This window comes from Streptomyces sp. NPDC005402, assembly GCF_040606575.1.
GTDB lineage: Bacteria > Actinomycetota > Actinomycetes > Streptomycetales > Streptomycetaceae > Streptomyces.
This window is the reverse complement of sequence record NZ_JBEXFB010000001.1, coordinates 600,648-623,746: the sequence shown is the minus strand read 5'-3', so window position 1 is coordinate 623,746 and position 23,099 is coordinate 600,648. Positions and strand designations below refer to the sequence as shown.

Sequence of the window (23,099 nt, the reverse complement as noted above, 5' to 3'; positions counted from 1 at the left end):
CACGAATCGTCATGGCACTCATGGTGCTGGGGTGAGGCGGAGGAGGCAGCCGATGACGCACGGCAGTCAGGATGCGTTCAGGTATCCCGTGGCACGGTCGGGCCTCATGACATACGAGACCTCACAGACGCCCACGCCCTCGGCGGCCGACCCCCAGGTGTCGCCCTCCGGTCGCCGACTGGGCTGGAACAAGGTGCCTGAAGTCACCGTCTACTTCTGGGTCATCAAGGTGCTGTGCACGACGGTCGGCGAGACCGCGGCCGACCTGCTCAACGAGAAGGCCGGTCTCGGTCTGACCGGTGTGTCGGTGCTTATGAGCGCCCTGCTGGCGGTCGTCCTGGTGGTGCAGTTCCGCACCACCGCCTACCGTGCGGGCGTGTACTGGCTCGCCGTCGCCCTGATCAGCGTCGTCGGCACGCTGATCAGCGACAACCTCACCGACAACATGGGCGTACCGCTGGAGACCAGCACCACCGTCTTCGCGATCATCCTCGCGATCGTCTTCGTGGTCTGGTACCGGCGCGAGCGGACCCTGTCCATCCACCACATCGACACCACAAGCCGCGAGTCCTACTACTGGCTCGCCGTGCTGTTCACCTTCGCCCTCGGCACCGCGGCCGGTGACCTGGTCTCGGAGCGCATGGACCTGGGCTACTGGCTATCCGCGGTCCTGTTCGGCCTGGCCATCGCCGCGGTCGCCCTCGCCCACTTCAAGCTCGGTCTGGACGCGGTGTGGAGCTTCTGGATCGCCTACATCCTCACCCGTCCGCTCGGCGCGTCCATCGGCGACTACCTCTCCCAGCCCAGCGGAGACGGCGGCCTGGGCCTGGGCACCGTCATCACCAGCGCGCTGTTCCTCACGGTCATTCTCGGCCTGGTCATCTACCTCTCGGTGACCCGCAAGGACGTGGCGCAGCCGCAGCACTCCGCCCGACACGCGGCCTGAGCAGGCAAGCTGCGGTCGTTCAGGATGCGTTCAGGGTGGCGCTGCCAGGGTCGGTTCCGGCGATAACTGTTCGGAGTCGCCTGATCGCACAGGGTGCTTGTCCGTGTCGCGGGCGGGCGCCCTGCTGTTCGACCGCATTGGAGCCCCCCACCTTGCAGAAACCGGAAATGCTCACCGACCTCGACGTCGCGAGTACGACCAAGTCGGTGATGAAGAAGCTCCCAGAAGTGACGCTGGCGTTCTGGATCATGAAGATCGCCGCCACCACCCTCGGCGAGACAGCCGGCGACCTGTTCGCGCAGACCCTCGGGCTCGGCTACTTCCTCACCACGATCGCGCTGTTCCTTGTCTTCGTGGTGACTCTGGTCGTCCAGCTCGGGTCCAGCCACTACAACCCGTTCCTCTACTGGACGGTGATCCTTTCGACCAGCATGGCCGGCACCACGATGTCCGATTTCATGAACCGTGACGCGAGCGCCAAGTACCTCTCGGGAGGGGCCACTTCACTCGGCTGGGGTCCGCAGGGCCTCGGCATGGGCTATCCGACCGGTGCCGCGATCCTCATCTCGATCCTGCTGGTCATCTTCACCGTCTGGAAGGCGACCGGGATGACCTTCCAGATCCGGGACATCGTCACCTTCCGCGGCGAGGCCCTGTTCTGGTCGGCGATCCTCGTCTCCAACACCCTCGGCACCTCCCTGGGCGACTTCCTCTCCGACAGTTCAGGCCTCGGTTACGCCGGCGGCGCGCTCCTCGTTACGGGCGCACTGGCCCTCCTCGTCCTGCTGATGAAGGTGTCGGTCGTGCCGAACGTGCTGCTGTTCTGGATCGCCTTCGTCCTCACCCGCCCCCTGGGAGCCACCGCCGGAGACCTCCTGACCAAGCCGGTCACCAAGGGCGGCCTGGACCTGGGTACTGCGGGATCTTCCGCCGTGCTGCTGGCCGTCCTGGTTGTTCTGATGGCGTACGCGCACGTGCAGGAGCGCAGAACACCGCAGATGACGGAGCGGGAGCCGGTCGCCCGGCGCGCCGGCTGAATCACGTCATCCGGCGGGCAGGTCGACCAGGAAGCGTGCTCCGGGTGTGTGCTCGGGGTCGTGGGAGACCTCGCCGCCGACGGCGCGGGCCAGGCGCCGCGCGAGCGGCAGTCCCAGGCCCGCCCCGTCGTGCCCGTCGCCGGAGTCCGCACGCCGGCCGGGCTGGAATAGATCGTCGAGGAACTTCTCCGGTACGCCAGGACCATCGTCGGTGACGGCGATGCGGACGCCGCCGGGCAACTGTCTTGCGGACACGGTGACCGTGGAGCCGGCATAGCGAACGGCATTGGCCAGCAGCGGGCTGACCATGCGTTCGAGAAGAGCGGAGGCGACGCCCGCTTCGATCTGCTGGTCCGGCACGTCGACGACGGTCTTCAGTTGCTTCCGTGCGTCGAGGTCCTCGACCAGCCGCTGCAGCACGGGAGCGACAGCAGTGGCACCGACGGCCGTGGTGGAGTCCCGTGCGCCTTCGCGGGCGTCGTTCAACAGGGTGTCGCAGATGGTGCGCATGGACTGGGCGGCCTCCGCGATCACCTCGTGGGTGGCGTCGGTCTCGGCGGCCGAGCGGGGCCGGGCCCGCCACCAGTCGAGCTCGACGACGATCCGGGTGAGCGGGGTGCGCAGTTCGTGCGACAACTCCCCGGTCAGCTGCTGCTCGTGACGCAGCACGGTGCGGATGCGGTCGAGCAGTGCGTCCAACGAGTTGCCCAGGCGGGCCAGTTCGGCCGGCTGATCCTCGGCGCCGAAACGCTGGTCGGAATTGACGGCGCTCCACTGGGTGGCCTGGTCGGTCATGGTGCGCACGGGGCGCAGCGCTCGTCCGACGGCCAGCCGCGTCAGCGCGTAGGTGCACGCGAGCATGACGGCGTCCAGGATCAGCGAGCCCGACAGCAGGGTGCCGGCGGAGTTGCGGTAAGGGGCGAGATCCACGGCCGTGACGACGGTGGCGGTGCTGCGCGGGCCGGACACGGGCTGGGAGCACAGGCGGACGAAACGGGGGTTGTCGGTGTGCACCGTCGCGCAGACCGGGCTGCCCCGCGCCGCGAGCCGGTCGGCGGCCCGGGTCAGCGCACTGTCGGCCGTGGCGGACGGGGGTTTCTCCAGTAGTCGTGTCCCGGTGTAGATCCACACGTTCGTGTCGAGAAGGCTGTCGTTGACGCTCTCCAGGACCCGCACTCGGGGCCCGCTGGTGTCGACGGTGGTGGCGACGGCGGCGGCGCGGTTGCGTAGTTCGTCGTCCGCCTGGTGCTGGAGGTGCCGGTCCATGACGGTGTTGAACACGACGGTCAGCACGGTCATCAGGAGCGCAGCGGTGGTCAGCGCCACGAGCGAGAGCCGACCACGCAGCGTGCGGGGCGCCAGACGGCGCGCGAGCCGGTTCATGACAGCCGGTGCCCGATCCCGCGTGTCGTGGTGAGGACGAGGCCGCTGCCGGCTTCGCGCAACTTGCGGCGCAGTCGGCTCAGATACTGGTCGAGGGTGTTGTCGCTGACCTGGGCGCCGTCCGGCCACGCGGCCCTGACCAGGTCGCGGCGGGACACGAGGGTCCCACCTGCGGCCATGAGCGTGGCCAGCAGACGGAACTCCGTGGGGGACAGGTCGATGTGGACGTCGCCGACGTGCGCGCTGTGCCGGGTCGCGTCCAGGACCAGGTCTCCGGCGGTGGCCACGGCCGCGGGTGAGGCCCGTTTGAGTGCGGCCCGCAGCCGGGCGACGAGTTCGGCGAGATGGAACGGCTTGGGCAGGTAGTCGTCGGCTCCGGCGGAGAACCCGGACAGCCGGTCGGTGAGGTGATGTCGGGCCGTCAGGAAGATGATCGGGGCGGCGAAACCGCCCGCCCGCAGTGCCTGGCAGACGTCCCGGCCGTCCGCGTCGGGCAGCCCGACGTCCAGGACGACGGCCGCGATGTCGTCGGTGGCCAGCCGCAGGGCGGTGGCGCCGTCGGCGGCGGGTACGGGGTCGAAGTCCTCGTCGAGCAGGCCTCGGCGCAGCACGTCACGCAGGGCGTGATCGTCCTCGACGACCAGGATCTTGTGGCGCATGGCCCTCCGTTCAACTGTCCGGCGTGCGGGGCGTACCGGAGACGAACGATGCGGGCAGCCACCGGGTCATCGCGTACAGGCACACTCCGAGCCATCCGGTGGCGAACAGCCAGCCGCCGATGACGTCGGTGAACCAGTGCACGCCCAGATAGACCCGGGACAGGCCCACCAGCACGCCCCAGCACCCGATGACGACACGAAGCGGGGTGGCGCCGTGCGGGGCACGCAGCGAGACCGCGACGATCAGCAGCCCGGCGGTGAGGGCCGCTGTGGTGGTGTGTCCCGAGGGGAACGCCCAACCGCCCGCGGACGCCGCCCAGTCGGCGCGGACGGGACGCGGCCGCTGGACGAGCGCCATCACCCCGTAGCGCAGCGCCTGCCCGGCCCCCAGACAGGCAAGGCTCAGCGCGGCGGCCCACATCCGTCGCCGTGCGGTTCGCCCCGCGACCACACCAGCCAACGCCGCGAGGGCGTAGGGGACGACGCCGCTGCCGGTATCGGTCACCCCTCGGGCCAGAGCCCCGGCGACGTCCGGCCGATGGCCGAGCGACCAGGCCAGGAATCCGCCGTCCGCCCACAGCGGAGCGCCGTCCTGCCCGATCACCACCATCGTGAGGACGCCGAACGCCACCCAGGCGCCGAGACCGACGGTCCCGGCCAGGTCGGCGGCGTCGCGCCGATTCATGAGGCGCTCAGCAGCCGGCGCAGGCGTACCGAGCCGATCCACCGGTCCACCGATCGCGACCACCGTCGCAGCACGAGCATCGCCGTCAGTGCGACGAGGCCACCGACCAGCACCCCTGCCAGGACGTCGTGCGGATAGTGCGCGCCGACCCACACCCGCGAGACCGCCATCGCCAGTGCCGCCACGGCCGCGACCGCCCCCAGCCGACGCGAGACGAACAGCAGGGCCACGGCAGCGGCGGCGGCGACCGCCGCGTGGTTGCTGGGGAAGGACCAGTCGCCGGGCGCCGGACACGTCTCCAGGGTCTGCACTCGAAGGCTCTGGCACGGCCGGTCCTCGCGCACCGCCAGCTTCGTCAGGGCATCCACGCCATACGCAACGACCACGACCACCGGTACGGCCAGCGCCCTCACCGCAGCCGCATTCCCACCCCGTCGAGCGAACCACCAGCCCACTACCGCGAGCATGGCGAACACCGTCAGCCCGTATGTCGACCAGAACGACACCGCTGCGTCCAGCCAGGCCGGCGCATGCCGCGCCAGACGCACCACGTCCAGATACTCGGTGCCGTCGACAGACGACCCATCGAAAGCCATGATCACCTGCGCCCCTCCTCGGGCCGGCCATCCCGCCGAGCCCTGTACACCTCGGCGGCCAGGGGGATCAGCGACACGAGCACGATCAACGCCACCAGCGGGAGCAGGTAACGGTCGACGTTCGGGATCGACGACCCCAGCGCATACCCCGCGAGGGTGAGTCCGAGGCTCCACGCGAGGCCGCCGACGATCTGCCACAACGTGAACGTGCGCACCGGTACCTCCAGCGCGCCGGCCATCGGATTGAGCACGGTCCGCACCACCGGCACGAAACGGGCCAGCGTGATCGCCTTCGCGTGTCCGTATCGCTCCAGCAGTTCCTCGGCGCGTTTCGCACCCTCGCGCAGACGCTGCGAGCGGCTACGGGCGAGCAGCGCTCCACCCGCCTTCCGGCCGAGCACATAGCCGCACTGCGCCCCGGCCAGGGCGCCTGCCGCAGCCGCGACCAGGAGCGGCCCCAGCGACAGGTGCACACTCGCCTCCGCCGAGCCGGTGCACAGCAGACCGGCCGTGAAGAGCAGCGAGTCGCCCGGCAGGAAGAAGCCGACCAGCAGCCCCGTCTCGGCGAACATCACCACCCCGACGCCCAGTACGCCGAACGCCGCCAGCAGCGAATGAGCGTCCAGCACGTTCACGGCCAGCTGTGACGCAGGATGGATCGGTGTGGTCATGGTAAGGGGGCCTTTCCGGCAGACGGATTCTTCGTCCATCCGCGTGTACCTGGTCTGGAGGGAACCGCACTGGCCGAGCCTACATCTACAAGATGTAGTAGATGTTCTGTGGGTGACCGGATACAAACGGCCGCCCAAACGGAACCCGAGGCGGAGGAGACGGGCGTCATGGCTGACCCCTATCGCACAGGGACCGGCACCTGGACTCTGTGGCGTGCGGTCACGAACCCGACGGCGCCACCCCCGGCCCCGGCACGAGCATCCGGAGTCCCGGGCGCAGGCCCCCAGCAGTTGCACCGGGGTATGACCCTGGTGGCCACGATCAGCCTGTTCATCGGGACACGGGCCGCCTGGACGACCGCGATGGCCTCACGTCCGGCCGTCGCCGGCGTCATCTCCGTCTGCTACGCCTCGATCCTCATCTGCGCCGCACTCAGCCTTCTCGTACGGAGCCGTCGCGCGCTGATCAGGGTCGATGCCGTGGTACTGGTGACCGCCGTCGCGCTGGTGATCTGCGGCTACCTGCTCGATCACGCGGGTAGCGACGAGGGGGTGCTGACCGCGCAGGCGGCGAACGGGATCCTGCACGGTCGTCCGGTCTACGGCCAGCCGTGGCCTTGGCTGTTCGGCACACCGCGCGTCGGGATCACCAAGACCATGTCCGGGGGTGCCGACTACACCTACGGCTACCCGCCACTGACTGCGCTGCTTGCGGCCCCCGTGCACGCCCTCGTCCACTCGACGGCGGCCGCCACCCTGATCACCACGGCCGCGCTGCTCGTCTCCACGGTCCTGCTGTGGTTCCTGCTGCCGGCGCCCTGGAGGCCGGCGGCCACCGCAGTCTGTCTCGGATTCGGCCTCCTGCCCCGCTACGCCTACGCCGGCTACCCGGCGATCACGGCTCTCGCGTTGCTCGTCCCCGTGGTGGTCCGCTGGCCCGCAACCGGTGAGGGCGGCCGTCTTGGCTCAGGGGGAGTGCTGCGGGCAGCGTGCCTGGGCGCTGCCTGCGCCGCCCAGCAGCTCGCCTGGTTCCTCGCCCCCTTCCTGCTGATCGGCCTGTACGCCGTCAGGCGCGGGGAACTCGGTCCGAGGCGGGCTCTGGCGGTGACCGCCCGCTACGCGGCCACCGCCGCTCTCACCTTCGCAGCGGCCAACGCCTACTTCGCCGTCGAGGGCTTCTCCGCCTGGCTGCAGGGCGTACTCCTGCCGCTCGACCAGAAGGCGATCCTGCACGGCCAGGGCCTGATGGGCATCTCCTACTACTTCACCGACGGCAGCGGCCGCCTCGACTACTACTCCTACGGCAGCCAACTCCTCCTGCTCGGCCTGCTCGTCGCCACCCTGCTGTTCGTCCGGCGTCTCGGCCCCGCCCTCACCGTCCTGCCATGGGTCGCGTTCTACCTCGCTACGCGCTCCCAGGATGGCTACTTCCTGATGATGACCCCACTGTGGCTCGCGGCCGCCGCCACCGTCCCGGCCGCCGCCTTCGCGCCCGCCTGGCAGCCACGTCTTCCCCGCCTTACCGGCCACCGCGCGAAGACCGTCGTCGCGGGTGGGTTGCTCGTCCCGGCCTTGGTATGCGTCGCGATCGCCGCGGCGAGCCCACCGCCCCTGCGCATGAGCCTCTTGCCAAGCTTCGCCATGCACCACGGGCGCGTGGGTGTCACCGCCATCGACGTGCGGGCCGTCAACACCACCGGTAAGGCGCTCACCCCGCACTTCGCGAGCCGTACCGGCCAGGGTGCCTCCAACTGGTGGACCATCGCCTCCGGCCCGGCCGTGCTCGCCCCGCACGCCTCCGCCGAGTACGACGTGAAACCCGCGGGAGGGTTCCGCGCGATGCCGGGGGGCCACGGCCCGGGTACCTACCTCATCGCCGTCACCGGCACCCCGATGACCATCACCACCGCCCATATCCCGGCTGCTCCTTCCGCGATCCAGTAGCAAGGGCACCAGGCGGGCGTACCCGCACGGGCGCGCCTGGCGATGCCGCGGCAGCTGTCGGCGAGGCGCGTTACCGAGCCCGTACCCCGACTGTTCGGCGTTCGTGTGGTCAGCCGTGGTCGCGCAGCGGGCCGACGCCGTAACCCCGTTCCTGACAGGTGTCGAGGATCCGGGGCAGCGCGCCCAGCGCCGAGCGCCACGCGCCCGGCGCTGAGGTGCAGTCGGAGTCGTGGAGCAGGATCGTGCCGCCGCCGTCCAGGTCGGCGGTGACGGTGCGGTGGACGGAGTGCGGGGTGGCCCGTGCCGTCCAGTCCTCCCCCCAACAGGTCCACAGCACCGGGGTCAGGTCGAGGCGGCGGGCCGCGAGATGGGCCGCGGTGGACATGACGCCGTACGGGGGCCGGAAGAGCGTGGGCTGCCGTCCGGTGATCGCGGCGACGGTGTCTCGGGCCCGGCGGAAGTCGTCATAGGTGGCGCGCGGGCCACGCAGTAGCAGGGGGCGGTGCAGCCAGCCGTGGACGGCGACCTCGTGACCGGCCGCCGCGATCTCGCGGACCAGGCCGGGGGAGCGGTGTGCCTCGCTGCCGAGCAGGAAGAACGTGGCATGCGCCTGACGTCCGGCGAGCAGCCGTAGAAAGTGCGGGGTGGAGCGGGGGTCTGGGCCGTCGTCGAAGCTCAGGGCGATGTGGTTGGTGCGACCGCGGCCCGAGAGACGGGGCATGAGGCGATTGCGCAGCGGTCCGAAGGTGGAGACGACGGGTGCGGCGTGGGCGGCGGCGAGGACGGGTACGGCGGCGAGGACGGCCGTGCGCAGCGTCGGGGCGATGGTCACGAGTGGTCGTCCTCCGACGGGGAGGTGTGCTCCGGTGGGAAGCCGTCCGGGTCGAGGCGGTGACTGATGGCGTGGATGAGGTCGGGACCCTCGTACGTCGTCGCCACCCCGGTGGCGACGGCGCCGGCGCACACGAGGGACGCCAGGGCGGCCGTGGCGGCGAGCCGCCGCGTCGTTCGGTGTGCAACCGGACCAGAAACCCGGTCGGGGGCTCCTGACCGGTGCACGCGCGCGATCTCGGCAGTCGGGCAGCCGTCGGGGGACTGGGCGAACAGGGCGAATCCGGTTGCCCGTTGCCGGAGTCCGACTGGGCCGTCGATCAGCTCGCACAGCACCGCCTTGAGGTCGGCCGGGTCGCGTATCCACACGGCCGCGCCGGCCTCGTCCAAAGCGGCGGCGTTGGTCAGCCCGTGCCCGGGTATGCAGCGGTAACTGGCGACGGGCAGGCCGCAGGCGAAGGCCTCCAGCGAGGTGAGCCCGCCGGCGTTCTGGACGAGGACGTCGGCGGCGTGCATCAGGGAGGGCATGTCGTCGACCCAGCCGAAGGCATGGTCGATGCCGCCGGCGCGCAGTTGCTCGGCCAGGGCACCGTTGCGGCCGCAGACAACGACCGGGACGGCGGCGCCGCAGTCACGCAGCTCCCGGGCCACCGTACGGACCGGGCCCACACCCCAGGACCCGGCGACCAGCAGAGCCAGCGGGGCGTGGGACGGCAGCCCGAACCTCTCCCGGGCGCGGGCACGCCCCCGTGCGTCGCAGGGCCGGAATCGGGGGTCCGTGACCGGGCCGCGCACTCGCACGTCCTGGGCCCCGGCCGCACGTGCCTGGGCGGCGGGCACTGCGTGAGCGGCGAGGTGGACGTCCACACCCGGCGCGACCCACAGCGGATGTACCGAGAAGTCGGTCAGATACGTGAGGACGGGCACGGTCAGCCGGCCGTCCAGGCGCAGGTTGCCCAGGATTCGGCTGGCCCCGGGGTACGTCGAGACGACGGCGCCGGTGCCCGGAGGCAGGGCGTCCAGTACCCGGTCCTGTGCCGAGCGCAGCAGAGCCCGCGCCACCGGCCCGCCGCCCCCGGCACGCTCGGTGCTGGAGTAGATCCGCTGGTAGGCCCACGGGGCCCGCACCAGCATCCGGTGATAGCCCTCCTGGACGGTGCGGCCCAGGTGGGCGGGGAGCAGGTCCAGCAGGTCAAGGCGGTCCACCGTGTAGCCCTGCGCGGTGAGACGGCGGGCGAGCTCGGCGGCGGCACCGTCGTGACCGGCTCCGACGCTCGCGGAGACGACCGTGACCCATCCCGCGCCGGGTGTCGCGGTGGGCTGCGGAACAGGGGCGCCCGTGAGTGTGTGTCTGGGCGCCGTGCTCGCGCGGTGGGGCATGGGTTTCCTCCGCAGGGGACGGGAGCAGTGAAATTCTACGAGTTGTAGTAGTTCGCAGTTCGAAGCCCGGAGCATACCTCCTACAACTAGTAGGAGGTGGCCGGGTAGTCTGTGCGGACGGTCGGCGAACGGAGGCATCCGGTGGAGGAGCGAGAGGACGGTGGCGCCCGCGGGGCGTCCGGCAGGCGAGCCCGCGGTGAACTGGAGAGCGATGTCCTCGCCGCGCTCTGGGCCGCCGACGGCCCCCTGACCGCCGGCCAGGTCCGGGAGGCGCTGCCGGGCGACCTGGCCTACACAACCGTCCTGACCATCCTGTCCCGGTTGCACGACAAGGAGATACTCGTCCGGCACCGCGAGGGCCGCGGATACGCCTACGAGCCGGTGCGGGACGAGGCGTCGCACACCGCCCAGCGCATGCGGTCGCTGCTTGAGGGGGGTTCCGACCGCGAGGCGGTCCTGGCCCGCTTCGTCTCGGAACTGTCCGAGCAGGACGAGCACGTGCTGCATCAGCTCCTGTCCGGACACGATGTGCGGGCCGAGGGTGATCATTCCGGCGGGAGGGCGTAAAGCCGTGTTGTTCACCGTCTACGTCCCCTTCGCGGTCACGGCCGTCCTCGCTGTGCTGGCGCCCCGGCTGGCCCCCCTTCTGCCCCCGCGTCCCACCGCCTGGGCGCTGGCCTGCGCCGCGCTCGTCACCTCGGTCGGCTGGGCGGGGGCACTGGCCCTGCTGGCGTTCACCGGTGTGGCGCAGATCCCGGAGGTCGCGGAGCAGGGCCGCTGGTCGGTGGCCGCGCTGCGCGCCGAGGACCCGGTGTACCTTGTCGTCGCGGCCGCCGGCGCGCTGCTGCTGACCGCGGGCATGGTGTCGCTGGGCGTGGCCGTCGTACGGCAGACCCGTCACCTCGTCCAGGCGCGGCGGGAGTGCGCCCGGCTGCCACAGGACACGGAGCTGGCGGTCCTGGACGACGACGCCCCGATCGCCTTCGCGCTGCCCGGAAAGCCGGGACGCGTCGTCGTCTCCCGCGGGATGCTGCGCTGCCTCAGCGACCGGGAGCGCGCGGCCCTGCTCGCGCACGAGCGAGCCCATCTGCGCGGGCGCCATCACCTCTTCCAGGGCCTGTGGCGGCTCGCGGCGGCCCTGAACCCACTGCTGCGGTCCTTGGTCGTGGCGGGCGACTTCGTCCTGGAACGCTGGGCCGACGAGGAGGCCGCGGCCCGAGTCGGCGACCGCACGGTCGTCGCCCACGCCGTCGGCCGTGCCGCGCTGGCCTCCACCGGCGTGTCCCGCCCCGCGGCCCTGGCCGCGACCGGCGGGGTGGTGCCACAGCGGGTGCGCGCCCTGCTGGCCCCGCCGCCCGCACGCCGGAGGCTGCCGCTGGTGGCGGGCGCCCTCATGTTGGCCGTGTGCTGCGCGAGCCTCGCCAATGCCGCGTCCGACAGCGATCGGATGGTGGACAGCGCACAGTGCGCGACCTACGCGGCTGCTGCGAACGCACCGTCCGCGGAAGGCCACCGGCACGGGCCCGACATCTGCTGCCACTGCCGGTAACGCGATCACCGGGTTCCGGAGCGGCGCTCGTAGCGTGGTGGAGCCGGACCCTGTCGGCTACGCGGGTCAGGTCGTGACCACGGCCGAGCCGGTCCTCGGTGTCACGCGCCGGGCAGGATGCGGAAGCAGTCGCCGCCGGTGGGCAGGATGAAGTCGATGACGACTCGACGACCAGACGGGCTGGGTGGCCTCGGACTGCCTGCCGCGGTCGCAGTTGCAGACCCGGCGCAGGATGCGGGAGCCGCCGGTCTCGGCGATACGGGTGCGGGTGACGAGCGGGGCGCCGGTCCCGGAGCCTCATGAGCATGGCCATGATCCGGATGACTGGTGGCTGTCACCCCTGGCCCAGGCGAACGTACCGCGGTGCCCTCGGCCGGGATCAGGCGGTCGACTGAGCGTCCGCGCACCGGAAGAGGAATCCGCTGCCGGCCGGTTCGGAGCTTGTCTCGCGGGTTGCGAGGACGGACGGCGCGGCGACCCATAACGTCAGTTCGGGACGCGTTCTGGACGGAGGTTGGACACAAGGATCGGAAAAGGCCGACAAGGGCCGAGAAGGACTGAGGCGCCAAATCTCGTCTGAACTGGGAAAACGGGCAGGATTGGCATTGATCGACAAGGGCCGCCAAGATCCTCAAAGGACTCATAATCCGTCGGCTGTGGGTTCGAGTCCCCCTCGCCCCAACCAAGCTCGCCGCCGACGCCTCCTCCTCGCTGACGGCCACCGGGAAGATCCTCGATCCAAGCGCCTACCTGGCGCTCGGGCGAGCCCCGGGTGACCGGCACAACTCACCTCTGATGCATACGCGTTGAGTTGTGCGCGGTACGAACTGCTCACCGGCCTCCCGCCGTTCACCGGCGCGACCGCCCTGGTTTGTGGCTCAGCAGCACGGCGACGCCGTGCGCGTCCCGCCCGCCCGGCTGTGCCCCGAGATTCTCGGGCCGCTCGACGACTTCGCGAAGAGCCCGGCGCAACGTCCCACCGCCGACCATGCCGCCGCCTGGCTGACGAACCCTCGGTCACGCTGGAGACACCTCTCGGAATTGGTGCCACAGGGGTGCCGTTTGGTCCGTGGCTGGTCCGGGACCGCCTCAGTCGGAGCTTGAAGGGTAACGTGAAGTGACTTGTTGATCGCTTAGGGCGGCCACGTACTGGGTTGCCTGGAGCGTAACGACGCCTCCAGGCAACCGGCTTCAGACTCTAGAAGAACCCAAGTTTCTTTGGACTGTATGAAACCAAAATGTTCTTCGTCTGCTGGTAGTGCTCCAGCATCATCTTGTGCGTCTCCCGCCCGATCCCCGACTGCTTGTACCCGCCGAACGCCGCATGCGCCGGGTACGCGTGGTAGCAGTTGGTCCAGACGCGGCCCGCCTGGATCCCCCGTCCTGCCCGGTACGCCGTGTTCATGTCCCGGGTCCATACGCCCGCGCCGAGGCCGTACAGCGTGTCGTTGGCGATCTTGAGGGCGTCGTCGAAGTCGTCGAAGGAAGTTACCGAGACGACGGGGCCGAAGATCTCCTCCTGGAAGATCCGCATACGGTTGTCGCCCTCGAAGATCGTCGGCTGGACGTAGTAACCGCCCTTCAACTCGCCGTCGTACTCGATGCGTTCACCACCAGTGAGGACCTTCGCGCCCTCCTGCCGGCCGACGTCCAGGTAGGAGAGGATCTTCTCCAGTTGGTCGTTGGAGGCCTGGGCGCCGATCATCGTATCGGTGTCGAGGGGGTGGCCCGGCTTGATGAGCTCGGTGCGGGCGACGGCCGCCTCCAGGAACTCCGCGTAGTTGCCGCGCTGGATCAGGGCCCGAGAGGGGCAGGTGCAGACCTCGCCCTGATTGAGGGCGAACATCGTGAACCCCTCGAGCGCCTTGTCGCGGAAGTCGTCGTCCCGCGCCCAGACGTCGTCGAAGAAGATGTTCGGTGACTTGCCGCCGAGTTCGAGGGTGACCGGCTTGATGTTCTCCGAGGCGTACTGCATGATCAGCCGCCCGGTCGTGGTCTCGCCGGTGAACGCCACCTTCGCCACCCGCGGGCTCGACGCGAGCGGCTTGCCGGCCTCCACTCCGAAGCCGTTGACGATGTTCACCACGCCCGGCGGCAGCAGGTCCGCGATCAGGCTCATCCAGTAGTGGAGCGAGGCCGGGGTCTGCTCGGCGGGCTTGATGACGACCGCGTTGCCCGCCGCGAGGGCCGGGGCCAGCTTCCACACCGCCATCAGGATCGGGAAGTTCCACGGGATGATCTGCGCGACGACGCCGAGCGGCTCGTGGAAGTGGTACGCCACCGTGTCGTCGTCGAGTTCGCCGAGCGAGCCCTCCTGCGCCCGGATCGCCCCCGCGAAGTACCGGAAGTGGTCGATGGCGAGGGGGATGTCGGCCGCCAGCGTCTCGCGCACCGGCTTGCCGTTCTCCCAGCTCTCCGCGACGGCGAGCTTCTCCAGGTTCGCCTCCATACGGTCGGCGATCTTCAGCAGGATGTCGGACCGTTCGGTCACCGAGGTCCGGCCCCAGCCCGGGGCGGCGGCGTGCGCGGCGTCCAGCGCCCGCTCCACGTCCTCGGCGGTGCCCCGCGCGACCTCGGTGAAGGACTGCCCGTTCACGGGGGACGGGTTGTCGAAGTACTGGCCGCGCGCCGGCGGCACGTACTCGCCGCCGATGAAGTGGTCGTAACGCGCCTGGTAGGAGACGATCGCGCCCTCGGTGCCGGGTGCCGCGTAACGGGTCATGCTGGCCAGCCTCCTTCAGCAGCGCTGCCCGCCGTTGGGCAGCTCTGCGCGTGAGGCTAGGAGCGCGGACGTTGCAACCACGTTGCCGTCGGCGCGGCCAGCTCCGACTCCAGCGCGGCCAGCCGGGCCCGCACGCTCGGCGTCGGCCGCAGGGCGGCGAGGGCCCGCCACACCTCGACGTCGTCCTCGCCCCACGGCGCGTGCGCCCAGTCCGCCAGCAGGTCGGGATCCCGGCGGGCCACCAACGCCGACCGCAGCCCGTCCGCGACCCGGCGTCTGAGCAGCACCACCGCCGGAGCCTGCGACGCCGGCAGCAGCGGACCGGCGTACCCCGTCGCCGCCGCCGCGACCGCCCCGCTCTCCAGCCGCCGCTCGACGACCGCCACGTCCGACTCGACCGGCACGGTCAGCCGGTACGGCCGAGACGCCAGCAGCACCGGCCCCAACACCCGTCGCAGACGGGCCAGTTCTGCCCGCAGCGTCACCGGCGTCACCGACTCGTCCTCGTACAGCGCGCACAACAGCTCGTCCCCGGTCAGGCCTTCCGGGTGCCGGGACAGCAGCACCAGGATCTCGCTGTGCCTGCGGCTGAGCCTGACTCTGCGGCCGCCACCGACCAGCAGTGCCTCGTCCCGGCCCAGTGCGCTCAGCTCAGGCCTGTCGGTGGCCGGTTGCTGCGGGAGGAGCAGCGCCAGCTGGGACTCGGCGGCCCGCGCGACCGCCTGGACGAAGCCCAGGCTGTGCGGATGCGCGAGCCCGTCCCCGCCGGTGATGTCCACGGCGCCCAGCACCCGCCCGGTCCGCGGATCGTGCACCGGCGCCGCCGCGCAGGTCCACGGCTGCACCCGGCGGATGAAGTGCTCCGCCGCGAACACCTGCACCGGGCGGTCCACGGCGACCGCGGTGCCGGGCGCGTTCGTCCCGACAGCGGTCTCCGCCCACCGCGCACCCGGCACGAAGTTCATCCACTCCGCCTGCCGACGGGTCCTCGCATGGCCCTCGACCCAGAGCAGCCTGCCGTGCTCGTCGCACACCGCGAGCAGATGCTCCCCGTCCGAGGCGAAGGTCCCCATCAGCTCACGGAACAGCGGCATGACCCGCGCCAGCGGATGCTCGGCCCGGTACGGACCGAGGTCACCGTCGCCGAGCTCGACGTCCGCCGTCCCGTCGGGCCCGACACCGGCCCGCGCGGAACGCCGCCACGAGTCGGCCACCACCGGGCGCACCGGCCGCTGCACCGTGCCCGCCTCGGTGAACGTCTCGTGCGCTCGCCGCAGCAGCCGGACCCGCTCGGCAGGGTCGGCCCCCGGCTCCAGGGCCACCCATGGATCGGTCAACTCGGCCTCCCGGAACGCGACGCGGCTGGGAACATCGTCACTCCCGGTCCGCGCACAGACAACCTCTTCGACCGGCGTCACCCCGACGATTCGCGGCTCACACGGCTTCGACCATGCGCAGGTAGCGGTCCCAGTCCCAGTACGGGCCCGGGTCGGTGTGGTCCGTGCCCGGCACCTCGTAGTGCCCGATGATGTGCGCGCGGTCCCTGGGGATCCCGTATCTCTCGCAGATCCCCGCCGTGAGCTTCGCGGACTCCTGGTACAGGGCGTCGGTGAAGTAGGCCGGCTGGTCCACCCATCCCTCGTGCTCGATGCCGACGCTGCGGGTGTTGTAGTCCCAGTTCCCGGCATGCCAGGCGATGTCCGCCTCCCGTACGCACTGCGCGACATGACCGTCGGCCGACCGCACGACGTAGTGGGCGGACACCGCCTTCGCCGGGTTGCGGAAGATGTCCAGGGTGCCGGTGTAGGAGGTCTGGGTGACGTGGATGACCACCCGGTCCACCGGGTAGGACCAGGGGCGGTCCGACGCGGTGAAGTTGGACGTGGTGGCCGGCTGCCACTCGGCGAGCGGGTGGTCGACGGGCTGCGGGGCGGCCCCGGCCAGCGCCTCGGGAAGCAGCGCGTACGGCACGGCGGCCAGGACGGCCCCCTTCAGCAGCCGCCGTCTGTCGAGCAGCGATCTGGCGCGTTCCATAGGTCAAGTGCCTTTCGTCTCAGCGGTGTTCAGCCAAGCGGGGGTCACCGCGGTCTCACGGAACCGGTCGTGCGCTCCGCGGTGAGTCTCGCCCGTCGGCAGCCGTTCCTTGCGGATCTCCGTCACGCGGGTGTGGTTGGTGTCGCGGACGGACAGGACCTCGCGAAGTCCGATCGTCCATGACAGCTGCGTGCCTCGCGTGCATCACGGTACGGCGGGGGCCCGTTGGGCGCAGAGGTGCTCGGTCTTCCGGTGGACGACGCCGAGGATGTGGATAACCCGGTCACCCGATGGGGTGAGTTGACGGGTGTTCAGGCCCGTTCGCCGACCATCGCCGGGTCGTCCAGCACGGCCCGCACCACCGAGTGCGCGGCCCCCAGCAGCGGACCCTGCGACCCCAGGCCGGACACGGACACCGGACAGGCCGGGCCCGCTGTGCGCCGGGCCAGCTCGTCCCGCAGGGAGGGCAGCAGCCACGGGGCGAGCCCGGCCAGCGCACCGCCGAGCACCACGGCTTCGGGGTCCAGCAGATTGACCGCCCCGGTCAGCGCGATGCCGAGCGCCTCCCCGGCCTCGCGCAGGGCGCCCCGTACGTCCTCGTCGCCGTCCGCGGCGTGCTGCGCGAGGAGTCCGACCCGGTCCTCGCCCGGTTCCAGACCGGCCGCCCGCAGCACCGCCTCCTCGCCGGCGTACTGCTCCAGACAGCCGCGCCCGCCGCATGGGCACCGGGGTCCGTCCGGACGGACCGGAACATGGCCGAGTTCGCCCGCGAAACCGCGGGTGCCGCGCAGCAGCTGCCCGTCCACGACCAGGGCCGCGCCGATGCCGATCTCCGCCGAGACGTGCAGGAAGTCATGGGGGGTGCCGGCGCCGAGCCACAGTTCGGCCAGCGCGCCGAAGTTGGCCTCGTTGCCCACCGTCAGCGGGAAGTCCGTCGGCAGCAGGGCACCCAGGTCCGTGTCGTGCCAGTCGAGGTTCGGGGCACGGACGACGGTCCGGGCGTCACGCGCGACCAGACCGGGCACCGCCACCGCAAGACCGGCGGGCCACAGGCCCTCGCCCTCCGCCTCCACCACCACCTGGCGGACCAGTGAGGCGAGTTCGGCGATCACCGGCTCGGGGGAGCGGCCCCGGTTCGCGCCGTGGCGCACCGCCCGGGAGCGCACCTGCCCGCGCAGATCGACCGCGCAGACCGCGAGGTGGTCCACGCCGATCTCGGCACCTATCCCGGCAGGCCCGCGCCCGCTGACGGCGAGCGCGGAGCCCGGCCTGCCGACCCGCCCGGGGCGCTCGGGGCCGAGTTCCTCGAGCAGCCCCGTGCGGATGAGTTCGTCGACGAGGGTCGACACCGCGGCCCGGGTCAGGCCGATGCGCGAGGCGACCGCGGCGCGCGAGAGCGGTCCCTCGGCACTCACGGTGTGCATCACGCGGGCCAGGTTGCGCCGGCGCATGCCCTGCTGGGTGTCGGGCAGGCCGCGCCCCGGACCCGCCGGGTGGGCGTCGTGCAGCGGTGCGGTCATGCCTCCCTCACTCCTCAGAGGTCCCCCGCTCCAGCAGCGGCGCCGCGTCGGAGAGTACCCCGGCGATCCTGGCCAGCGTCTCGTCGTCCCGCTCGACGGCCTCCAGCACCGGACCGGCGGCGGTGTTCCAACGCCGGGCGACCGCACCCGGGTCCTCACCGGTCAGCAGTCCCGCGGCCTGCGCGGCGGCGCCGAGAGCGACCAGTTCCTTGGCCTCGGGGACCTGGACGGGACGTCCCGAGAGCCGTCGTACGGTCTGCTGCCAGGCCGTGCCCTGGGCGCCGCCGCCGATCAGCAGCAGCGGCGTCGAACGGTCCGCGTCCTCGTCGAGCACCAGGTCCAGCGCCCCGAGCAGCGCCTGCACGGCACCGTCGTAGGCGGCCTGGAGCAGCTGGCCGCCGGTGGTGTCGTGGCGCAGGCCGTGCAGCAGGCCGGAGGCGTTCGGCAGGTTCGGGGTGCGCTCGCCGTCCAGGTAGGGCAGCAGGGTGACCCCCGAGACCGGCTCCACGGCCTCGCGGTCCAGGCCCAGCAGGGCGGCGACGCGGTCCACGGCGAGGGTGCAGTTCAGGGTGCACGCCAGGGGCAGCCAGTCGCCGTGGGCGTCGGCGAAGCCCGCGACGGTGCCGGTCGGGTCGGCGGGGCGGTGCTTGGACACGGCGTAGACCGTGCCGGAGGTGCCCAGGCTCATCACCGGCGTCCCGGGGCGCAGCCCGAGGCCCAGCGCGGCGGCCGCGTTGTCGCCGGTGCCGGGCGCGACCAGGGTGCCCTTGGAGAACGGCAGGTCATGGCCGTCGCGCACGGTGCCGGCCACCTCGCCGGGCCGGACCACGCGGGGGAGCAGCGCGGGGTCGAGGCCCACGTGCGCGAGGATCTCGCTGTCGTACGACTCCGTCGCGGACGCCCACCAGCCGGTGCCGGAGGCGTCGCCGCGGTCGGTGGTGCCCTCGCCGGTGAGCCGCTCGGTGAGGTAGTCGTGGGGCAGGCGTACGGCCTTCGTGGCGCGCAGGGCCTGCGGCTCGTGCTCGGCGAGCCAGGCCCACTTCGTCACCGTGAAGGAGGCGCCGGGCACGCTTCCGGTCCGCTCCGCCCAGGCCTTGGGGCCGCCCAGCTCCTCGATGAGGCGCCTGGCCTGCGGCGCCGAGCGGACGTCGTTCCAGAGCATGGCCGGCCGCACCGGCTCGCCCTGCGCGTCCAGCGTGACCAGGCCGTGCTGCTGGCCGCCGATCGACACCGCGGCGGCCTCTCGGGCTGCGTCCCCGCACTGGCGCAGGGCCTCGGAGAGCGCGTCCCACCACTGGCGCGGGTCGCTCTCCCGGCCGGCGCCGGAGGACACGGTGTGCGGTGCCTGGCCGCGCGCGACGACCTGGCCGGTGGCCGCGTCGACCACCAGCGCCTTGGTGGACTGGGTGGACGTGTCCACGCCGACGACGAGCGGACCCTCGGCTGCTGACATCGGGCTCTCCCTTGTTGCGCGGCTCATGATCCTGCTGCGGCTCATGAGCGTGACGCGGCTCGTGACCTTGATGCGGTTCGTGTCTCCACCCGGAGACACCTTGTCTCTTCCCGGAGACGTGTGTGCATACTAATTTGTAAACCGCCATGACGAAATAGTCCGGAGCAGCAAGGAGCCGCGTCATGAACTACCAGCCCACCCCCGAGGACAGGTTCACCTTCGGCCTGTGGACCGTCGGCTGGCAGGGAAGGGACCCGTTCGGCGACGCCACCCGCCGTGCCCTCGACCCGGTCGAGACGGTGCAGCGCCTGGCCGAGCTCGGCGCCCACGGCGTGACCTTCCACGACGACGACCTGATCCCCTTCGGGTCCTCGGACAGTGCGCGCGAGGGTCACATCAAGCGCTTCCGTGAGGCCCTGGACGCGACCGGCATGAAGGTGCCGATGGCGACCACCAACCTCTTCACGCACCCCGTCTTCAAGGACGGCGCGTTCACCGCCAACGACCGCGACGTGCGCCGTTATGCGCTGCGCAAGACCATCCGCAACATCGACCTGGCGGTCGAGCTCGGCGCCGAGACCTACGTCGCATGGGGCGGCCGCGAGGGCGCCGAGTCCGGCGGGGCCAAGGACGTGCGCGTCGCTCTCGACCGCATGAAGGAGGCCTTCGACCTCCTCGGCGAGTACGTCACCGAGCAGGGCTACGACCTGCGCTTCGCCATCGAGCCCAAGCCGAACGAGCCGCGCGGCGACATCCTGCTGCCCACGGTCGGCCACGCGCTCGCGTTCATCGAGCGCCTGGAGCGTCCGGAGCTGTACGGCGTGAACCCCGAGGTCGGCCACGAGCAGATGGCCGGGCTGAACTTCCCGCACGGCATCGCGCAGGCCCTGTGGGCGGGCAAGCTCTTCCACATCGACCTCAACGGCCAGTCCGGCATCAAGTACGACCAGGACCTCCGCTTCGGCGCCGGCGACCTGCGTGCCGCCTTCTGGCTCGTCGACCTGCTGGAGAGCGCCGGTTACGCCGGTCCGAAGCACTTCGACTTCAAGCCGCCGCGGACCGAGGACCTCGACGGCGTGTGGGCGTCGGCCGCGGGCTGCATGCGCAACTACCTCATCCTCAAGGAGCGTGCGGCCGCCTTCCGCGCCGACCCGCAGGTCCAGGAGGCGCTGCGTGCCTCGCGTCTGGACGAGCTGGCGCAGCAGACGGCTGCCGACGGCCTGAAGGCACTGCTCGCGGACCGCAGCGCCTTCGAGGAGTTCGACGTGGAGGCGGCCGCCTCCCGTGGCATGGCCTTCGAGCAGCTCGACCAGCTCGCCATGGACCACCTGCTGGGTGCGCGCGGCTGAAGGTTGCCCACGCGCGTGTGCCGTCGGCCGTGAGTGGCCTCCGCCGACGGCACTCGCGCGTGCAGCCGCGCGGCAGCCCTCGCGCGGAATGTTCCGGAATCGTGCGATCCACGCCATGAGGCCGTTTCAACGTCCGCGCGGGGCTCGCCCCATGAGCGGTTCGAGGCGACTGTGGACGGTATGGCCATGCCGCCGGTACCGCCCCAGCCGCCCGGACCGCCGGGCGGCACACCGCCTCCGGGCGGTGGCTTCGGACCACCTCCTGACGACTCCGGGCGCAACGGCCCGCACCCTTACGGCGGTATGCCGTCGACCCAGCCGATGGGTCCGATCGGCGATCCCGGCACGAGCGGTCCGAGAAGGCGCCGGAGCCCGCTGTTCGCCCTGCTCGCCGTGATCGCGGCGGCCGTGGCCATCGCCCTCGTCGTGGTCTTCATGGCTTCGGGCAGCGACGACTCGCCGGACAAGAGTCCGCCTCCGTCGACCAGCACGAGCGGTTCTCCCGAGCCGTCGTTCAGCCTGCCCACGCAGCTGCCCAGCGAGTTGCCGAGCGAACTCCCCTCGCAGTTCCCGAGTGACATCCCCAGCGAGTTGCCGAGCGGGTTCCCGAGCGACCTGGAGTCGTTGCTGCCGTCTGTGATCGGGTGAGTCGGAGGCGGTGCCGCAGCCCGGCTCGGCTCGCCGTCGTCCCGACCCCGCTCAGTCCGGGGAACTGCGCGGCGCCCGGTGTGGTCCCAGGCCCTGAAGGACCTCGCCGAGTTCATCCGCGGTGAGCGCGGGGGAGGGCAGGGGTGCGGCGGTCGACGAGGGGCGCAGGCCGTCGAGGAGCAGGGCGAGGGGGCGGCGCCAGGCTTCGGGGCCTACGGCCGTGGCGAGGGAGGGGACGGCCCGGCCGAGTGCGGCCAGCGCGAACAGGACGTCCTCCGTCGTGGCGTCCGCGCGGATGCTTCCCGCTTCGCGGCCCCGGCGCAGCAGTAGCTCCATGGTCGCCCGGTTGTGGGCGTGCACGGCCTGCAGCGACTCGACGCCCTTGAGGTGGGTGGTCATCAGGTCGTTCGTGCCGCGATCGGTGGCCAGCACGGCGAACACGGCCTCCAGGTAGCCGACGAGTCCCTCCCAGGGGTCCGTGGCGGCCCGGGCCCGCTCACCGGCGGTCATGGTGCCTGCCAGCGGGTCCCGGAAGACCGCGTCGACGAGGGCGGCACGACTCGGGAAGTGCCGGTAGAGCGTGGCGTTCCCGATCCCCGCCCGCCGCGCGATCACGTCCAGAGGTGCCTCCAGCCCCTGCTCCGTGAACACCTCGTGAGCGGCCTCGACCAGCAACTCCCGGTTGCGTCGTGCGTCGCGGCGTCGCACCTGCGCCGTCGCGTCGTCCGTCATGATTCGCCCCTTCGCACTATCGGGGAGTGCTCCCCGGTAGTGATGCTATCGTCGGCCGAACAAGTGGGGAGTGGTCCCCATTTGGCGGGAGGGAAGTGGCATGGGCAGTACGGCGCTCGTCCTCGGTGGGGGCGGCCCTGTCGGCGGAGCCTGGATGACAGGCGTTCTCGCGGGCCTGTCCGATGCCGGTGTCGACCCGACCGGCGCGGACGTCGTGATCGGCACGTCGGCCGGTGCGATCTTCGGGTCGCGCCTCCTCGCCGGCGAGCCCGCGCGCGAGCTGTACGAACGTCAACTGGCCGGCGCCGACCGGGTGGACATGCGCGTCGGCCTCGGCCGGACATTGCGCTTTCTGTGGGCCGCCCTGGGCTCCCGTGACCCGCAGCTCTCGGTACAGCGCCTGGGCCGCGCGGCGTTGAAGGCCCGTACGGGCCCCGAGGCCGACGTGTTCGACGCGTTGCGCCCGTTGCTGCACACCTTGGGGGAATGGCCCGACCACGCGCTGCGGATCACGGCCGTCGACGCCCAGTCCGGGCAACTGACAGCCTTCGACGCCGACTCCGGCGTGCCCCTCCTCGAAGCGGTCGTCGCCAGCTGCGCGGTTCCCGTGATCTGGCCTCCCGTCACCGTGGCAGGGCGCCGCTGGATGGACGGTGGCCTTCGCGCCACGGCCAACATCCATCTCGCGCGCGGCCATCACCACGTCCTGGCCATCGCCCCGATCCCCGCTGCCGTGGGCCCACATCCCGGCGCCGGACGACAGGCGGCGGCCCTTGCCGCCGAAGGCGCCGACGTCACCCTCATTACCCCGGAGCGCGCCGCGCGCCGTGCCATGGGTCGCGACATGACCTCCGTCGCCCGCTGCCCCGCCGCCGCCCGGGCCGGCCATGCCCAGGCCACAGCGCTCGCGGCCTCGCTGCACGCGGTCTGGCGCGCCGAGCGGTAGAGGCCGGAGCGGGA

The 23,099-nt window shown here is 71.6% G+C and carries 21 protein-coding genes; 8 read left to right on the top strand and 13 right to left on the bottom strand.

Annotated elements, in window-relative coordinates:
- The first annotated feature begins 106 nt into the window (after nt 1-106).
- On the top strand, nt 107-946 hold the full coding sequence (locus ABZT02_RS02800) for a hypothetical protein (protein ID WP_356013503.1): 840 nt from the start codon (nt 107-109) through the stop codon (nt 944-946).
- Between the two features lie 152 nt (nt 947-1,098).
- Nucleotides 1,099-1,983 carry a hypothetical protein gene (locus ABZT02_RS02795; RefSeq protein WP_356013501.1) on the top strand — a complete coding sequence of 295 codons (885 nt, stop codon included), beginning with the start codon at nt 1,099-1,101 and terminating at the stop codon, nt 1,981-1,983.
- Between the two features lie 6 nt (nt 1,984-1,989).
- Here ABZT02_RS02795 and ABZT02_RS02790 read toward each other — a convergent pair whose 3' ends face one another.
- The 5 genes from ABZT02_RS02790 to ABZT02_RS02770 are packed head-to-tail and all read right to left on the bottom strand — an operon-like array spanning nt 1,990 to nt 5,977.
- Complete coding sequence (locus tag ABZT02_RS02790; protein WP_356013500.1) at nt 1,990-3,366, bottom strand: HAMP domain-containing sensor histidine kinase; 1,377 nt, start codon at nt 3,364-3,366, stop codon at nt 1,990-1,992.
- Nucleotides 3,363-4,025 (bottom strand): response regulator transcription factor, encoded by a 663-nt coding sequence (locus tag ABZT02_RS02785; RefSeq protein ID WP_356013498.1) that lies wholly within the window; start codon nt 4,023-4,025, stop codon nt 3,363-3,365. The genes ABZT02_RS02790 and ABZT02_RS02785 overlap by 4 nt, the downstream gene beginning before the upstream one ends.
- Nucleotides 4,026-4,035: 10 nt before the next feature.
- On the bottom strand, nt 4,036-4,710 hold the full coding sequence (locus ABZT02_RS02780) for a phosphatase PAP2 family protein (RefSeq protein ID WP_356013496.1): 675 nt from the start codon (nt 4,708-4,710) through the stop codon (nt 4,036-4,038).
- Nucleotides 4,707-5,312, bottom strand: coding sequence for a phosphatase PAP2 family protein (locus ABZT02_RS02775; RefSeq protein WP_356013494.1), 606 nt, complete (start codon nt 5,310-5,312; stop codon nt 4,707-4,709). The genes ABZT02_RS02780 and ABZT02_RS02775 overlap by 4 nt, the downstream gene beginning before the upstream one ends.
- The gene (locus ABZT02_RS02770) at nt 5,309-5,977 is read right to left on the bottom strand and encodes a DedA family protein (RefSeq protein WP_356013492.1); all 669 of its coding nucleotides are present in this window, start codon (nt 5,975-5,977) and stop codon (nt 5,309-5,311) included. The genes ABZT02_RS02775 and ABZT02_RS02770 overlap by 4 nt, the downstream gene beginning before the upstream one ends.
- Before the next feature lie 168 nt (nt 5,978-6,145).
- On the opposite strand from ABZT02_RS02770, the gene ABZT02_RS02765 reads away from it, so the two are divergent.
- On the top strand, nt 6,146-7,921 hold the full coding sequence (locus ABZT02_RS02765; RefSeq protein ID WP_356013490.1) for a hypothetical protein: 1,776 nt from the start codon (nt 6,146-6,148) through the stop codon (nt 7,919-7,921).
- A gap of 109 nt (nt 7,922-8,030) precedes the next feature.
- On the opposite strand, the gene ABZT02_RS02760 is transcribed toward ABZT02_RS02765, so the two are convergent.
- Both ABZT02_RS02760 and ABZT02_RS02755 read right to left on the bottom strand, forming a co-directional pair.
- Nucleotides 8,031-8,753, bottom strand: coding sequence for a polysaccharide deacetylase family protein (locus ABZT02_RS02760; protein WP_356013488.1), 723 nt, complete (start codon nt 8,751-8,753; stop codon nt 8,031-8,033).
- Nucleotides 8,750-10,132 (bottom strand): glycosyltransferase, encoded by a 1,383-nt coding sequence (locus ABZT02_RS02755; RefSeq protein WP_356013487.1) that lies wholly within the window; start codon nt 10,130-10,132, stop codon nt 8,750-8,752. Before ABZT02_RS02755 ends, ABZT02_RS02760 begins: the two co-directional genes overlap by 4 nt.
- Before the next feature lie 141 nt (nt 10,133-10,273).
- Between ABZT02_RS02755 and ABZT02_RS02750 the strand changes: the two genes are divergently transcribed.
- Together ABZT02_RS02750 and ABZT02_RS02745 are read left to right on the top strand one after the other, a co-directional pair.
- Nucleotides 10,274-10,699, top strand: coding sequence for a BlaI/MecI/CopY family transcriptional regulator (locus tag ABZT02_RS02750; protein WP_356013485.1), 426 nt, complete (start codon nt 10,274-10,276; stop codon nt 10,697-10,699).
- A 4-nt stretch (nt 10,700-10,703) separates the two neighbouring features.
- Nucleotides 10,704-11,681: a M56 family metallopeptidase gene (locus tag ABZT02_RS02745; protein WP_356013484.1), complete on the top strand. Its 978-nt coding sequence runs from the start codon at nt 10,704-10,706 to the stop codon at nt 11,679-11,681.
- 1,198 nt (nt 11,682-12,879) lie between these two features.
- Here the strand turns inward: ABZT02_RS02745 and adh are convergent.
- The 5 genes from adh to xylB form a co-directional block, all read right to left on the bottom strand.
- Nucleotides 12,880-14,403 carry an aldehyde dehydrogenase gene (gene adh / locus ABZT02_RS02740; protein ID WP_356013482.1) on the bottom strand — a complete coding sequence of 508 codons (1,524 nt, stop codon included), beginning with the start codon at nt 14,401-14,403 and terminating at the stop codon, nt 12,880-12,882.
- Between the two features lie 56 nt (nt 14,404-14,459).
- A complete protein-coding gene (locus ABZT02_RS02735; protein WP_356013480.1) occupies nt 14,460-15,740 on the bottom strand; it encodes a GAF domain-containing protein in 1,281 nt (426 codons plus the stop codon).
- A 97-nt stretch (nt 15,741-15,837) separates the two neighbouring features.
- A complete protein-coding gene (locus ABZT02_RS02730) occupies nt 15,838-16,437 on the bottom strand; it encodes a peptidoglycan recognition family protein (protein WP_356013478.1) in 600 nt (199 codons plus the stop codon).
- Nucleotides 16,438-16,748: 311 nt separating this feature from the next.
- Entirely contained in the window at nt 16,749-17,957 is a 1,209-nt protein-coding gene (locus ABZT02_RS02725; protein WP_356013476.1) for an ROK family transcriptional regulator, read from the bottom strand.
- A gap of 7 nt (nt 17,958-17,964) precedes the next feature.
- Complete coding sequence (gene xylB, locus ABZT02_RS02720; RefSeq protein WP_356013474.1) at nt 17,965-19,410, bottom strand: xylulokinase; 1,446 nt, start codon at nt 19,408-19,410, stop codon at nt 17,965-17,967.
- 182 nt (nt 19,411-19,592) lie between these two features.
- On the opposite strand from xylB, the gene xylA reads away from it, so the two are divergent.
- The gene (gene xylA, locus ABZT02_RS02715; protein WP_356013472.1) at nt 19,593-20,759 is read left to right on the top strand and encodes a xylose isomerase; all 1,167 of its coding nucleotides are present in this window, start codon (nt 19,593-19,595) and stop codon (nt 20,757-20,759) included.
- Between the two features lie 303 nt (nt 20,760-21,062).
- On the top strand, nt 21,063-21,407 hold the full coding sequence (locus ABZT02_RS02710) for a hypothetical protein (RefSeq protein ID WP_356013470.1): 345 nt from the start codon (nt 21,063-21,065) through the stop codon (nt 21,405-21,407).
- Between the two features lie 51 nt (nt 21,408-21,458).
- Here ABZT02_RS02710 and ABZT02_RS02705 read toward each other — a convergent pair whose 3' ends face one another.
- The gene (locus tag ABZT02_RS02705) at nt 21,459-22,139 is read right to left on the bottom strand and encodes a helix-turn-helix domain-containing protein (protein ID WP_356013469.1); all 681 of its coding nucleotides are present in this window, start codon (nt 22,137-22,139) and stop codon (nt 21,459-21,461) included.
- Nucleotides 22,140-22,239: 100 nt separating this feature from the next.
- On the opposite strand from ABZT02_RS02705, the gene ABZT02_RS02700 reads away from it, so the two are divergent.
- A complete protein-coding gene (locus ABZT02_RS02700) occupies nt 22,240-23,085 on the top strand; it encodes a patatin-like phospholipase family protein (protein ID WP_356013467.1) in 846 nt (281 codons plus the stop codon).
- Nucleotides 23,086-23,099: the final 14 nt, after the last annotated feature.